We start from the raw sequence: 14436 nt of genomic DNA, 5'->3' as shown, positions 1-14436 counted from the left end.
TTCTGCGAAGGAAATTTAGGGATGATGAAAGCGCGACAATTAGGCACATCAGCTTTGCTTATCGCCACATTTATAATCACTGGCTGTAGTGTGAATACGTTGCCCGAGGCAACAACCAGAGCTTCGTTAACCACGAACGTGAACGACTACCAGTACCTTATTGGCCCTGGTGATAACTTAACCATTTTCGTGTGGCGGAACCCTGAGATATCAGGCAACTTCGTTGTTCGCCCCGACGGTAAGGTAACAACTTCCTTAGTGGAAGATATTGAGGTTGCAGGTAGAACACCCACCATGCTTGCCCGACAACTGGAAGAGCAGCTAGCAACCTATATAAATAATCCTCGAGTAACTGTGAGTGTGGGTCGTTTCAACGGGCCGTTTAGCGAGCAAGTCCGAGTAATCGGTGAGGCCACTAACCCAAGCGCAGTGAATTACACTCAAAATATGACACTACTCGACCTAATGATTTCGGTCGGTGGGTTAACTGAATTTGCAAGTGGCAATAATGCTAAGCTAGTGCGTGTGATTGATGGCAAACAAACGACTTTCGAATTAAACATCGAAGATCTGATTAAAGACGGCGACATTACGGAAAATGTCGACATGCTCCCTGGAGACATTGTCATTATTCCTGAAGCTTGGTTTTAGACTACACTTAGAGAAACGCTTACATGCAAGATTTAGAACAATCCATTCAAATGGCATTAGACTTTATCCGAGGGATTTGGATAAAGAAACGATTTGTCATTATTTTTTCATGGCTAATTTGCCCAGTAGGCTTTCTTTATGTAAGCAGCCTGCCTAATCAATACGAATCTGACGCACAAGTTTTTGTAGATACACGCTCAGTACTCCAATCTTCTCTTGCTGGCATGGTCATGGGCTCAAACCCTGACCAGGAAGTTGCCATGATGGCGAAAACTTTGAAAAGCAGAGCCAACATTGAGAAAATAGCGCGCGCCGCAGATTTGGATGTCACTACTAGAACCGATGCTGAATATAATCAATTAATTAATACACTAACAGATGAGATTAATTTAAAGGCAACAAGAAACGAAGATATCTATACTATTGTCTACAGTAACGAAAGCCCGGAATTAGCAAGAACGGTGGTTCAAGAAACTCTTGATTTGTTTGTTGAAGGCACATTAGGTAGCAACCGTTCTGACTCCCAAACAACCTCTCGCTTTTTAGATGACCAAATAGCCGAATACGAATCAAGACTTGCAGAAAGTGAGCAGCGCTTAGCCGACTTCCAGCGTCAATACAGCGATATATTGCCTGGTTCAGGTACGTTTCACGGTAATCTTCAAGCCTTGCGCCAGCAATTAGAAGATACGCGCTTGACAATGAAAGAGACCAGCAAACAAATCGAGTCGATGAAAAGCCAGACCCGTAAAGCGAAACAAGCATCTGACGGCTTAGGTGTGAGAAACGAAAGTGAACAGATTTTGAAAACCCGCTACGATGACCGAATCATTGCTTTGGAAGCGCGTTTAGATGAATTAAAACTGCGCTTTACAGAGCAGCATCCCGATGTAGTGGAATCAACCAACTTACTTGAGGCCCTTCAAGAAGCAAGAGAGCGTGAAATTCAGGTTTATAAGTCTCAAGAAGCAGACGATGAGTCTTTCAGTCTGTTGACAGAGTCTGATCGCCAACTTCGACTAGAAATTACTCGTTTGGAAGGTCAGGTAGCGTCTTTACAAGTGCGCGAAAACGATACCGCTAGTAAAATAGAGGAACTACAGTCAAAAATTGACTTAGTTCCTCAAGTGGAAGCAGAACAAACGGCACTTAATCGTGATTATGGAATACTAAAGGCACAATACGAAGAGTTACTTTCACGCCGTGAAGCTTCAAACTTAACAGAAAGCGCTGACCGTTCCTCCGATGACTTCCAGTTCCGTATTATCCGCCCACCACTCGTTCCGGATAAGCCAACTGGCCCCAAGCGAATTCTATTTTACACTGCAGTGCTAATAATAGGCTTCGGTGTGGGCGTTGGCGTAGCTTTCTTAACCAGCATGTTATCACCTGTATTAGTTCGAGGTAAGCAACTCCAAGATCTCACTGGCTTCCCTATTTGGGGGGCTGTATCTCACTTGGATATTGTCAAAATTAAACGCAGAAACAAATTCAGAATAGCTGTTTTCGCTTTGTCCTCCGGAGCACTTATTGCAATTTATGGTGGCTTCGTATTGCTTGATATTCTGAATATAGATTTGTTAAGTAGGTTGCCGATATGAATAACACAATAGAAAAAGCTTTATTGAGACAGCAGGAAGTTGAGAGAGCGCAACGAGAAGCTGCTGCGGCCAATCCTGCGAAACCTGACTTTGATGAAAATGGCCGTCGCATACGTCGAAGCGTATCACAACAGCCAGATAAGCCACCTCAATATACCGAAAAGCATTTCGACATTGATCTAGAAGCTTTACAAAAAAAAGGATTCGTCTCAACTAACAGTGAGCGCAGCCACATAAATGAGGAGTATCGCGAGATAAAAAGGAAGCTACTTGCCAATGCATTCGGCGCTCTCTCGAGCACTCTAAACAATTCAAACATTATTATGGTAACAAGTGCGCGTCCTAGTGAAGGTAAAACCTTTACAGCAGTAAACTTAGCGATGAGCATCGCGACTGAGCAAGATAAGCGAGTTTTATTAGTTGATGCAGATGTACTGAAACCTAATACGCTTCGTACCTTAGGCTTAAAAGAGCGCTCTGGGTTAATGGAATATTTATTAGGTGATGTCTACGAAATTGGTGAGGTAATGTTTAGGACGAATGTCAATAAGCTTCGCATTATTCCTGCAGGCCGCTCACATCACCTATCAACCGAACTACTTGCCAGTGAAGCAATGAATAATCTCATTAATGAGTTTTCCACGCGGTATCCAGATCGAATTGTCATCATTGATACGCCACCACTCATCGGTATCAATGAATCGGCCGTTTTGGCTAATTTTGCTGGGCAAGCAGTTGTCGTAGTAGAAGAAGGCCGCTCAAAAATGTCTGATATTCAGAAGGCAGTTGAAAGACTAAACCCAGACATGGCTATCGGTTTTGTAGTAAATAAATCAGTTAATACTTCAGATACTAACGGCTACTATGGTTACAGTTATTATGGTGCTGATAGAGAAGAAGAGGACACAGCTCAACAGTCGTCAGTTGAAGCCGATGTTGAAAAAAAGTCTAGTCAGGATAATTAGAGCTTAATTAATGACTTATTATTCAAGGAAGAAAACCTGTATCGCGAAAGCAATAATCGCTATTGTACTTGGTGCTGGCTATTCTTCTATAAGCTTTGCCAATGAGTTGAAATATACGATTGGTGTTGACTCAGAAGCGATTTTCCAAGATGTTTTCTCTGAAGAACTACAAGAAAGAATTAATTCCACTAACTACATCGTTAAGCCTCGTCTGTCGGTAAATTATGAGACTAGACGCGGTAACTTTAACTGGACTGCTACTCACAGCCACGTTAGACGTGATTTAGACGAACTATCAACCACTGATAACTACACAAATTATAGTTATCGCGCCGGCGTTGAGCTTATTGACAATCTGCTCAATTTCAATGCCAGTGGTGCATTAAATTATCAAACTGTGAGCAGCGGTGGCTTTTTAGTAGATAACTTTTTACTTAATGCTAACAACCTTTCCAAAACACGCTCGAATAGATTCGGCCTTAATTTAGACCTTCCCAAAGGTGATTACTTTGGGCACCGCACACAGGTGAACTATTCTTCCACTGAAAGTGAGCAAAGGGAAGGTGCACCTGGTCAGCTAAATAGCAACGTAATCTCTATCAATACGAGCACCTTCACTGGTGAAAATTTCGAACGCTTAAGCGCTCAACTGAATACTTCTTTTGCCATTACTGATCGTGAAGAACAAGGTGACTACACGAATAGACTCGCGGATGTCGCCCTGTCCTATCGTGTAAAAGGAAATATTGGTGTCATTGTGACGGGTACACACGAGGCTAATCAAGTTGCCTCAGAAAGTGAAGCCTTTAGCTTATTGCGCGATTTTAACTCTATTGGTGCAGGTATTATTTGGCGAGAGTCTGATAATAAAGCTATCGCATTGACTTGGAATAGAGCTGACAATGAGTCGGTTGAAGTCGATGAAGATAACAATGGTTATATTGGCGTCGATATTAACTGGGCTTTCAATCCAAGAACTCAAGTAAGTGCAGACTACTCCAGACGATTCTTCGGTGAAAGTGGTAGTTTCTCTTTTCAACATAGAATCAAACGGTTTCGCACTCAAATTCAATACACCGAAGAGGTCACCAGTTTTTCACAGTTGATCGCTGACCCGAATAATTTAGGTGTTTTTGTTTGTGCTGATGGCATAAATGATTTGGCCTCCTGCTTCCAACCTAGCTCTCTAAATTATCAACTAGCACCCAATGAAACATTTGTTCAATTTTCTGATCAAAACTCTGAAATTAATGATGAGTTAATACTGAGAAAAGGTCTATCTTGGCAAGTAGGTACACAACAGCGCAGAACTAGTGTTTCCTTAAGTGGACGCTATTCAACCAATGAATATTTAGAGTCCGATAGACTCTCACGAACCTATTCAGCAAGTACATCCGTTTCATTCAATATAGGTCAGAAAACGAATATAAGATGGACTACTGATGCCGCGTTTACTGATGATATCTTAGAGGGTGATAGTGGAAGTTCGGATGTATATAGCAGTGAGCTAAGCTTAACCAGAAAGTTAGGCCGTTATTTTGACTTATCCCTAGATTTTTCTTATTTAGATAGAACAACAGAAGGTAGAGTTGTTGGCGGAACAGCGACAGGCCTAACCGGCGATCTCCAAGACCGCCGTATATCACTCAATTTGAAATACACACTGAATAAATAACTAACCAATCAGCTAGCTCACCCGTTCCCTCAGGCTAAAACGACATAGCCAAAACCAACTTGGCTAAATCCTATCTAATCGTCAGACTTCAATCTAACGTAGGCCTGATACTTTCTCTTAAGTAGCTTATCAATATACTGCGTCAATTTTATCTTATGCTTTAACGCATCGTCTAAAGCGTCAACCAATTCATGAAGCATGTCGCGGTAATATTGCGGTTCGTGAATTTCAGTACCGTTTGCAGTGAAACGCGCTTGGTCTTCGTTGTAATTACTGGCATCAGTTCGACGCAGCGCACGGTGGTCAGGCACGTACATTTCTGAACGAACTTCTTCAATCACTGACTCAACATGCTCTAAAGTGAAGCTTTCAACTTCTTCCAAGAATCCGTACAGTAAAATACGATCCATTAGGGTGTTCATTCTACGTGGAACACCCAACGAAAACTCGTGAATCGCTTCGTAAGCTTCATCGGTGAATAATGCCTCACCTTTATAGCCTGCGTGGTTTAAACGAAACTCAATGTATTCTATGGCTTCTTCAGCATTAAGCGGTGCTAAATGACACGACGCTACAATACGTTGGCGAAACTGCTCCATGTTGGGAGCGCGAAGTATAGGCTGCAGTTCGTCTTGCCCAAGTAGGAAACTTTGTAGCAAAGGACGGCCACTTTTCTGGAAATTCGACAACATACGGAGCTCTTCAATCGTTTCCAGAGGCAAGTTTTGTGCTTCATCAACTAACAATAATGCTCGTTTACCTTGCTCAGACAACTGATTTAAAAAGCGTTCAAGCAATTCCAAAATCTGTGTTTTAGATTTATTTTCAACATCTAGCTCAAACTTCGCCGCGACTAACTTCACCAATTCATCTGGGGTGAGTTTAGGCGTCACAATTTGTGCTGCAAAAATATCTTCTTTCATATTATCCAGAAGACTGTTTGCAATAGTTGTTTTGCCTGTGCCGATACCGCCTGTGATAACAATAAAGCCTTCTTTTTGAGAAAGACCATATTGTAAATAAGACATCGCTCTTTTATGCAGTTTACTCGCATAGAAAAAAGCTGGATCGGGCGTCAGCTGGAATGGTTTGGAATTGAGTCCGTAGTAACTTTCGTACATGATTAGTTATCTGTCCTTTTAAAACTGGTCGTAATATACACTATTTTGCGTCAGCATTCACAATTTGAGAGATAATTCCTGTCGTAGACACACCTTCCTCAAAAAGGAGGACTCGTACCTCACCGCCATTGTCCATTACTTCTTTGCCGCCTGCTATCTCATGTATCTGATAATCCCCGCCTTTCACCAGTATATCAGGTAAAATATCGGCAATTAAAGCTTGTGGTGTATCTTCACTGAATGGCAAAACCCAATCCACTGCACTCAAACCCGCAAGCACGGCCATGCGTCGCTGTGCGTTATTGATGGGTCTGCCCTCACCTTTCAACTTACGAACTGATTCATCGGTATTTACTGCGACAATGAGTCGGTCACCTAATCGCGCAGCTTCACTCAAGTAGGCAACGTGCCCTGAATGCAAAATATCAAAGCAGCCATTGGTCATCACCACCTTTTCACCTCTCGCTTGAGCTTGTTTAACCACTAATTTCAGTTGCTCAGCATTAACAATGCCACCATCTTGATGCGCTTGTGCATTCACTGCTAAAGCTAGCTCAGTGTTGGTCACTGTAGACGTGCCTAATTTACCCACCACCACACTGGCAGCATGATTGGCGAATTGGCAAGCGACCGGTAAACTCAAGCCAACCGACATACCACACGCTAGCATCGAAATTACCGTGTCGCCGGCACCTGTCACGTCATACACTTCTTTTGCGTGTGCAGGCAAATGATAGGCGCTGAGTTCGCTTGGGTCTGCTTTCTTATCCGTCACTTCTTCCTTGTAGAACAGTGACATGCCTTTTTCGGAACGAGTGACCAACACAGCATCTAATTCACACTTGTTCTGCAAGGCTTGTACTTTACTTAATAAGTCGCCTTCGCTCTCAACTTCACCCATTTCGCCTTCGAATTCGCTCATATTGGGTGTGATAATGGTCGCGCCGCGATACTTCGCAAAGTCACTACCTTTAGGGTCAACGACAATCGGCTTGTGATACTTATTGGCAATTTGAATAAGCGCTTGAGGGTCCGATAAACAGCCTTTATTGTAGTCAGATAACACCACCAGATCGACTTTTTGGACTTCACTCTCAAACTGCGCGAGCAAATCCGACTTATCGTCTTTAGCAAAGCTCTTTTCAAAATCTAAACGCAGTAACTGCTGGTTACGACTCATGACTCTCAGCTTCGTGATAGTGTCTTGGCCTGCCACTTTTGAGAATGAACAATGCACGTTCATAGCAGCCAATCTATCGCTCAGAATTTGTGCGGCTTCATCTTCACCCGTCATGCCCATCAAAGTGACTTTGGCACCTAGCGTTGCGGCATTAATTGCCACATTCGCAGCACCACCTGGGCGGTCTTCTATATCATCCACTCTGACCACAGGTACTGGGGCTTCTGGAGAGATACGAGCCGTTGGCCCGGTCCAATATCGGTCGAGCATAACGTCACCAATAATAAGAATGTTTGCTTGACTAAAATCAGGTATTTGCATGGCGTGTGGTTCTTATGAATTGCTATTTATTAGAGAATGTCTGAGAGTATAGCAATGAATGATGTTACGAATCACCAAAAGTCTGATAAACCTTGGTTTATTTACTTGGTTAAAAACAAACTCAACCAGCTCTATGCGGGAATTTCTGTCGATCCTAAACGACGTTTCCTCGAGCATGCCAGTAACGGACCTAAGTGTGCTAGAGCCTTGAAAGGAAAAGGGCCACTTCGATTGATGTTTTGTGCGCAGCTAGAAACGCATTCCGATGCGCTAAAAGCTGAAATTTGGTTAAAGAAACAAACTCGAAAGACTAAAGACGCTATCATCATGCAGCAAAAAACAGTGCCCTCAGTCATTCAGATACTTGATGTTAATGCAATTCAGAAAGAGGTTGAAAACAAGCTGTCTAGTTAACTCGCAAACAAGCCATTAATAAGCATCGCTAGGCCAATACTCAGTACAAATTCAATACTCGCAATGCCCACATTGTGTTGCAGATCGACTTCCGTTTTCCAATTCACACCGCTAAGCACGATATGTTTCGCAATACTGCTTAAAACAATCAGCAGTAAAGAAAAGCCAGTACCCACAATAAACCATCCAGTGATATTGCTAACGTAGGCGTCTGGTGTGTACTCAATCACCGAGCCCGCAGAAGACACGACAATTGCCGTCCCGATTAAGGTACCAGAATGTTGAATCGCCAAAGCTATTTGGCCTTTGCATAGGGTTTTCTGAAAGCTGTTATTCTGATTGTTTCTAGCATAGCGTTGCTCATATACGCGGGTTGTGAGCAACAGTATTGCCAGCACTACCATCGACCCAGACAAAATAGCAATCAGTGTATTGGCATCTGCACCGTCAGCCCAATCAATGATACTTTTGATAATTATCGCACTGGCTACCGCACTGCTAGCGTCAACTAAAGCAACAGAGACATTTTTCTCAGAGATCATCTGGTCTTTATCTAAACGGTTTAACACCACCTTATCGTGAGCAAAGCGACCAAATTTGACCAGCAGAATACCTATCGTTCCAAATAACAACATACCTAAAGCTGCACCTTCAAAACCCAAGTATGTGTGTCGGCCAACTACCGCTGATAGAACGATAGTGAGTGATAACATTCTACCCGCCATACTGATCCCAAACGCGAAGTTATCTTTTTCACCTAACTCTTGGCGGACGCTAATTTTAGTAAACATGCCTGACAATGAGCGTATAGCAAACAAAAGCAGCACCGCAATAGAAATATCAATAGCCAAATAAATCAATATGTCAGACGACAAAGGCACTAATTTAACCAGTTGTTCCATATTTATAGGATCCCTACTATCCATTTACTTGAAAACTATACCATAATAAGCCAAATAGACTTATTTAACAGCCATCAAATCCAGCGGGGACAGATCGCAAAACTATGTTAGACAATAAGCAAGCACATCAAAGCAACGTATCGGTATCTCTACCAAATGAATTAAGCGTATTAGGCGAAGCTAACTTTGAAGGTTTTCGTAGTCAACTTACCCGCGTTACCAGTGCTTTCAGTGAGGAGAAAAAAGCCGCGATTGAGCAACTTCTTCAACAACATTCAAAACAAATGATTGCTGCATTCAGCCTAAGTGATTTCATTTCTCATATTGCGACTCAATATCCTGTTGAATTTATTGAATGCGTAGATGAGCTTTGTCGTCAACCAGAGCATCAGTTTTTACATTATCAGCAAGCCTTTTCAGACCTGCTTGCCGCGACTGATACCGAGCTAGAATTACATGCCAACATTCGTCGTTTTCGTCACTTGTGTATGCTCGAAATTGCGTGGCGAGATATGCTTTATCAGGCTGACATAAAAGAGTCTCTGCTAGCGGTATCTGAATTAGCAGATGTGTTGATTACGCAAACCAATGACTGGTTATATGCAAAAGCGTGTCAACGTTATGGAGCACCAGAGCCCTACATTAGTGAAAACGGGAATGGCGAAGTTAGCCCGCCTGAAGCACAGAAACTCTTAATTCTTGGCATGGGGAAGCTCGGCGGTCGTGAACTTAATTTCTCCTCTGATATCGACCTTATTTTTGTTTACCCGCAAGCCGGTGAAACTCAACACCCTCGCAAACCAATAGAGCACAGCCAGTTTTTTACAAAACTCGCCCAAAAGCTCATTGCCGCGCTTCACCAGACGACAATAGACGGTCAAGCCTACCGGGTAGACATGCGTTTGCGTCCGTTAGGTGACAGTGGCCCTCTGGTTGTTTCCATGGGTGCATTTGAAGCTTATTACCTAGAGCAAGGCCGCGAGTGGGAACGCTTTGCCATGCAAAAAGCACGGGTGCTAAATTCTGACAGTGCTGCGGTCTGTGAACTACAGAACATCATTCGTCCCTTTGTGTATCGCAAGTACCTCGATTTTACCACGGTCGAATCGTTGCGAGCGATGAAGCAGCTTATCTCAAATGAATTGGCAAGGCGGAACTTACAAAACAATATTAAATTAGGTCGTGGTGGGATCCGAGAGGTTGAGTTTTATATTCAATCCTTACAAATGATCCATGCTGGCAAAGTCACAGAATGTCAAACTCGATCCATCTTGTCATCATTTGAAATGTTGCAAAAACACGAGTTCCTGCACCCAGAGATTGCAGAAGAGCTTCGCTCAAGCTACCTATTCTTGCGACAAGTTGAACATTACTTACAAGCATTTAATGATGAACAAACACAAACGCTACCTGACGATAAAATAAAGCAAAGCCGTCTGTGCGCGCTGCTGTCAGAAGAGAGTGTTGAAGCGTATATGCAAACGATACTGCAGCATACTAATCGTATACATCAACATTTCTCAGCACTGATAGAAGATAGTAATGAAGCGGGTGCGTCCAGTGAAGGAGATATTACCGCCGTCACATCTAGCGAAAATGGGCAAGGTTTTGAGGACCTTTGGCAACTTGATCTCGATAAAGAAGAAATATTCGTCATACTCCATTCTGCATTAGAGTGTGCTGATGCAAGCGAACATGCAAGGGCCACTGAAAATCTGACAGATTTGCTATTAGATTTTAAACATAAAAGTACTAAACACCGCATTGGTCAGCGCGGTCACAATACGCTCAACAAACTTATCCCGCTAGTACTGCAAGAGCTAATTGAATTTACTGAACATGCCGCAGAGCAAAAAACCGCAAAGGGTTTAGAAGCCCTTAGCAAAGCAATATTTGGGATCTTGCTTACGATACTTGGACGCACAGCATACTTAGATCTACTACTTGAGAACCCAGCTGTTCGCCAACGTTTATACACATTGTCGGCCACCAGCACTTGGGTTGCTGAGCAAATTAAACGCTTTCCACTCCTATTAGACGAATTGCTGCATCCCGCTTATTTGCAGACCGACGACGATGATATTCGTCAATGGAGAGACGACTACCAATCTGAACTGCGACTTCAAATGCTGCGCATTGAGCCTGAGGATATCGAGGGGCAAATGGACAGTTTGCGCTATTTTAAATTGACTCAACAGTTGCGCATTGCTGCAGCTGATATTAGCGGCACCTTACCGATTAACAAAGTAAGTGACAAACTAAGCGTGTTGGCAGAAGTGATCTTGCATCATGTCATTGATTTAGCATGGCACCAAGTATGTGAGAAATATGGCGTGCTTGAAGGCACGAGTGCACAAAACAAAGGCTTAGGGGTTATCGCCTACGGTAAGTTGGGCGGCTTGGAATTAGGCTATGGTTCTGATTTGGATATTGTGTTTATTCATGACATCGATTTATCACTTTCTACCAATGGTAAAAAATCCATTTCTTGCAGTGAGTTTTTCGTGAAGCTAGTGCAACGCGTATCACACATATTTACCGTGAAAACCTATCTGGATGAGTTGTATGAAATTGACTTACGCCTTCGTCCCTCTGGAAACTCGGGGCTACTGATTAGCCATATCGATACATACCAGCAGTATCAAGAAAACGAGGCATGGACATGGGAGCATCAAGCTCTGGTGCGTGCTCGTTATATTTATGGCAACGAAGAGCTTGGCAATAAATTTACCAAGCTTAGACATCAAGTGCTAGCAAGGCCAAGAGAACAGGCAGTATTGAGAAAAGAAGTCGCTGATATGCGTGAGAAAATGCGTACTCACCTTGATAAAACCAACGACTATAAAATCGACCTGAAACAAACCTCCGGTGGCATTGCCGATTTAGAGTTTTTAACTCAATTTTGGGTTTTAGCAAACACACGAACGGTGCCTGTACTATCAAAATGGACGGATAACTTACGGATCTTAGATGAACTGGCCGCACATCAAGTGATAGATGAGGAGCTAGCGCAGGGCCTGCAGAAAGCTTATCTATATATTCGCAGTCAAGTTCATCGCCATAACCTAACCAATAAGGATATTGTGCACAGCGAAGAAATGAGCGCCCTGATGGCCTTGGTAAAACGGACGTTTGAACAGACCTTTACTGGCTGAGAAGCGAGATTCCCGACTACTCGGGAATGACGAATTGAACGGGAATGACAGTGTTTACTTTATTCGTCATCTCCACTCTCACTCGTCATCTCCACTCTCACTCGTCATCTCCACTCTCACTCGTCATCTCCACGAAGGTGGAGATCTAGGTTCCCGACGACTCGGGAATGACGGTGTTTAGTGTATTCGTCATCTCCACTCTCACTCGTCATCTCCACTCTCACTCGTCATCTCCACGAAGGTGGAGATCTAGGTTCCCGACTACTCGGGAATGACAGTATTTACAGGATAATGCTAATAGGCACCAAAACCCGATTTAGTGCAGTTTTCTAGCACATAGCTACCGGCTTCATCAGTGATCACAATGGCGCGTTTTTTATTACAAAAGTAGATATCAACTTTAGGAATAAAGTTAGCGTCTATGGCGCCAGAAATTTCTTGCAAAGAACCCAGCAGTGTACTCTCGGTTAGAAAGCGCTGACGAATAATGAAATCTTGGTTGAGGTCCCAAATCAATTGCATACCTTCTTGTTCAGCATACTTCATAGCCTCAACTCGAATGGTCGTGCCTTTGGCAAAAGAGCGAAATTTGAACTCACCTTCCCAAGAAGCTTCAGGCGGACGTTCTACAGAATTAATCGCGACGAGTTGCTCTGTTTGGGTTTCTTTAGGCATTTCTAGGGGTAGTACGAAATCACCGTATTGTTCTTTAATTGGATCTCGAGAAGTCATTCTAAACTCTTGATAAAAGCTCGTCACATTCTCGGCAATGCTCGAGCGCTCTTCGCTATCTTGGCCAGAGCTTTGAATTGATTGATCGCTAGTTTCAGGATTATAGCGAAGCACAAAAATGGCTGCCGCAATTACCACGGCCGCAAGGATTAAGTGTTTAATCCAAAACATAGCAGCATTTTTATCGGCCATTCTATTTCTCCTAGTTCACGCAACTTCTGGTCAAACTATCCGAGATTGGGGCAACCAGTAAAATGGACTCAATAAAGAGAGTTTGGCTGCTCATCAGGACGCGTTTTGAAACGCTTGTGCATCCACAAGTAACTATCCGGCTGTTCATTAACTAGCGCAAGCACGTCTTCGTTTAATGCTGTTAATGCATCAGTAGGATCGTTATCGGCAAGATAGTCGATAGGTTCACCTATTTTAACTAAATAGCCTTTGTCGCTGTATTGCGGTGTTATAAACATAGGTGTGCAATCAGCGCGATTAGCAAACATTAAGGTACCGGTGGTTGTTGCAGTTTGCTCAACACCACCAAACGGCACAAACAAACTTTGCGCTTTTCCATAGTCCTGATCTGGAAAATATAAACAAATTTCACCTGAATCAAGCGCTCTGATCAGGGCCTTAGCGTTACGTTTGTCTATCATGTATTTGTTAGAACGATTGCGGCCATGGTATTGCATGTAGTCAATCAAGGGATTGTTGTGCTTGCGATAAAACGCTACACACGGATGCGCAAGCCCAATAATGCGGCAGCAAATTTCTAAATTGACGTTATGTAACACCAAACCGAACACACCACGACCCGACTTGATGACGTTCAGGGCTTTATCTAAGCCTTCAACTTTACCAATCATACGTACTCGCCACGTTGGCCACCACCAGCCCATTGCCGTTTCGAATAGCGCCATACCAGTGCGAAAGAGATTCTCTTTTAGCACTTCCTCTCGCTTTTCTTCGCTCCACTGTGGGTAGCATAATTCGAGATTGCGACGAGCAATGGCAACTCTTTTCGGTACTAACTTCGCTATTAATTTGCCTACACCCCGACCTAAGATTTTAATCAGTGGATAGGGTAGCCAAGTGATGATGTAAAGAATGGCAGCGCCAATCCATACCAGCCAATATTTTGGTAGCAAAAAACGCCAGGTAAACTTTGGTGCCATTACCGCTTTTATTTTTTTTAGGTCGTCGGTTTTACTAGATGACAAAGCTATCTCGGAAATTGATAAATACTGTCATTATTCTACCCTGCGGCGTCATTCGAATAAAGCCCGAACTTGTGCAGCTTGGTCTTAATATTCCTTATCAATGCTATGTAACTTTTTTTCGAAGGCATCGAATTGAGATTGATTATCGTAATCAAAGTGGTATTGATTGTGAAAGCCGAAACTCAGTTTCACTAAGGCATCTTCCATATAGACGGTATAACCATCAAAATCTGTAAAGGCTTTAATTCCGTTCAGGTGGTAAGCGCCCTCTTTATTTTCTCCATGCTGGCGCACCTTCTCAAACACTTGTAAAAGAAACTTGCTGTCTAAATTGTTTTTCATGTGACCTGCACTCCGGTTTAGTTTTGGGTCTTTCCTTCATTTAACTATACAAAACCCGAATTAGCTATAATGGCTTATGGGAATAAATACCCTAAAGATCAATCTGTCATGTACTTTTCACGCTCGGCTGCATGTTTTTTAGACAAATATTTTTGATCTT

The 14436-nt window shown here is 43.0% G+C and carries 12 protein-coding genes; 6 read left to right on the top strand and 6 right to left on the bottom strand.

Annotated features, from left to right (window positions below; genetic code table 11):
* Window positions 1-21: 21 nt before the first annotated feature.
* The 4 genes from RM544_RS08715 to RM544_RS08700 are packed head-to-tail and all read left to right on the top strand — an operon-like array spanning window position 22 to window position 4892.
* Window positions 22-651 (top strand): XrtA/PEP-CTERM system exopolysaccharide export protein, encoded by a 630-nt coding sequence (locus tag RM544_RS08715; protein WP_311361403.1) that lies wholly within the window; start codon window positions 22-24, stop codon window positions 649-651.
* Between the two features lie 23 nt (window positions 652-674).
* A complete protein-coding gene (locus RM544_RS08710) occupies window positions 675-2252 on the top strand; it encodes an XrtA system polysaccharide chain length determinant (RefSeq protein ID WP_311361402.1) in 1578 nt (525 codons plus the stop codon).
* Complete coding sequence (locus tag RM544_RS08705) at window positions 2249-3217, top strand: XrtA-associated tyrosine autokinase (protein WP_311361401.1); 969 nt, start codon at window positions 2249-2251, stop codon at window positions 3215-3217. Before RM544_RS08710 ends, RM544_RS08705 begins: the two co-directional genes overlap by 4 nt.
* 10 nt (window positions 3218-3227) lie before the next feature.
* The gene (locus RM544_RS08700; RefSeq protein WP_311361400.1) at window positions 3228-4892 is read left to right on the top strand and encodes a TIGR03016 family PEP-CTERM system-associated outer membrane protein; all 1665 of its coding nucleotides are present in this window, start codon (window positions 3228-3230) and stop codon (window positions 4890-4892) included.
* A 74-nt stretch (window positions 4893-4966) separates the two neighbouring features.
* On the opposite strand, the gene RM544_RS08695 is transcribed toward RM544_RS08700, so the two are convergent.
* Window positions 4967-6013 carry an XrtA/PEP-CTERM system-associated ATPase gene (locus RM544_RS08695; protein WP_311361399.1) on the bottom strand — a complete coding sequence of 349 codons (1047 nt, stop codon included), beginning with the start codon at window positions 6011-6013 and terminating at the stop codon, window positions 4967-4969.
* A gap of 40 nt (window positions 6014-6053) precedes the next feature.
* Complete coding sequence (gene hldE / locus RM544_RS08690) at window positions 6054-7514, bottom strand: bifunctional D-glycero-beta-D-manno-heptose-7-phosphate kinase/D-glycero-beta-D-manno-heptose 1-phosphate adenylyltransferase HldE (protein WP_311361398.1); 1461 nt, start codon at window positions 7512-7514, stop codon at window positions 6054-6056.
* 54 nt (window positions 7515-7568) lie between these two features.
* Between hldE and RM544_RS08685 the strand changes: the two genes are divergently transcribed.
* A complete protein-coding gene (locus RM544_RS08685; RefSeq protein ID WP_311361397.1) occupies window positions 7569-7928 on the top strand; it encodes a GIY-YIG nuclease family protein in 360 nt (119 codons plus the stop codon).
* On the opposite strand, the gene RM544_RS08680 is transcribed toward RM544_RS08685, so the two are convergent.
* On the bottom strand, window positions 7925-8830 hold the full coding sequence (locus RM544_RS08680; RefSeq protein ID WP_311361396.1) for a DUF350 domain-containing protein: 906 nt from the start codon (window positions 8828-8830) through the stop codon (window positions 7925-7927). The genes RM544_RS08685 and RM544_RS08680 overlap by 4 nt on opposite strands.
* Before the next feature lie 104 nt (window positions 8831-8934).
* On the opposite strand from RM544_RS08680, the gene glnE reads away from it, so the two are divergent.
* Window positions 8935-11985: a bifunctional [glutamate--ammonia ligase]-adenylyl-L-tyrosine phosphorylase/[glutamate--ammonia-ligase] adenylyltransferase gene (gene glnE / locus RM544_RS08675; RefSeq protein ID WP_311361395.1), complete on the top strand. Its 3051-nt coding sequence runs from the start codon at window positions 8935-8937 to the stop codon at window positions 11983-11985.
* 294 nt (window positions 11986-12279) lie between these two features.
* On the opposite strand, the gene RM544_RS08670 is transcribed toward glnE, so the two are convergent.
* The 3 genes from RM544_RS08670 to RM544_RS08660 form a co-directional block, all read right to left on the bottom strand.
* Window positions 12280-12909 (bottom strand): TcpQ domain-containing protein, encoded by a 630-nt coding sequence (locus RM544_RS08670; RefSeq protein WP_311361394.1) that lies wholly within the window; start codon window positions 12907-12909, stop codon window positions 12280-12282.
* Between the two features lie 68 nt (window positions 12910-12977).
* The gene (gene lpxL / locus RM544_RS08665) at window positions 12978-13934 is read right to left on the bottom strand and encodes an LpxL/LpxP family Kdo(2)-lipid IV(A) lauroyl/palmitoleoyl acyltransferase (protein ID WP_432264479.1); all 957 of its coding nucleotides are present in this window, start codon (window positions 13932-13934) and stop codon (window positions 12978-12980) included.
* An 84-nt stretch (window positions 13935-14018) separates the two neighbouring features.
* Window positions 14019-14276: a DUF3081 domain-containing protein gene (locus tag RM544_RS08660; RefSeq protein WP_311361393.1), complete on the bottom strand. Its 258-nt coding sequence runs from the start codon at window positions 14274-14276 to the stop codon at window positions 14019-14021.
* Window positions 14277-14436 lie beyond the last annotated feature (160 nt).

The sequence above is a fragment of the Brumicola blandensis genome (genome assembly GCF_031846165.1).
Taxonomy (GTDB): Bacteria; Pseudomonadota; Gammaproteobacteria; order Enterobacterales; family Alteromonadaceae; genus Glaciecola; species Glaciecola blandensis.
The sequence above is the reverse complement of the archived record's forward strand: the minus strand, read 5'-3'. Positions and strand labels throughout refer to the sequence as shown.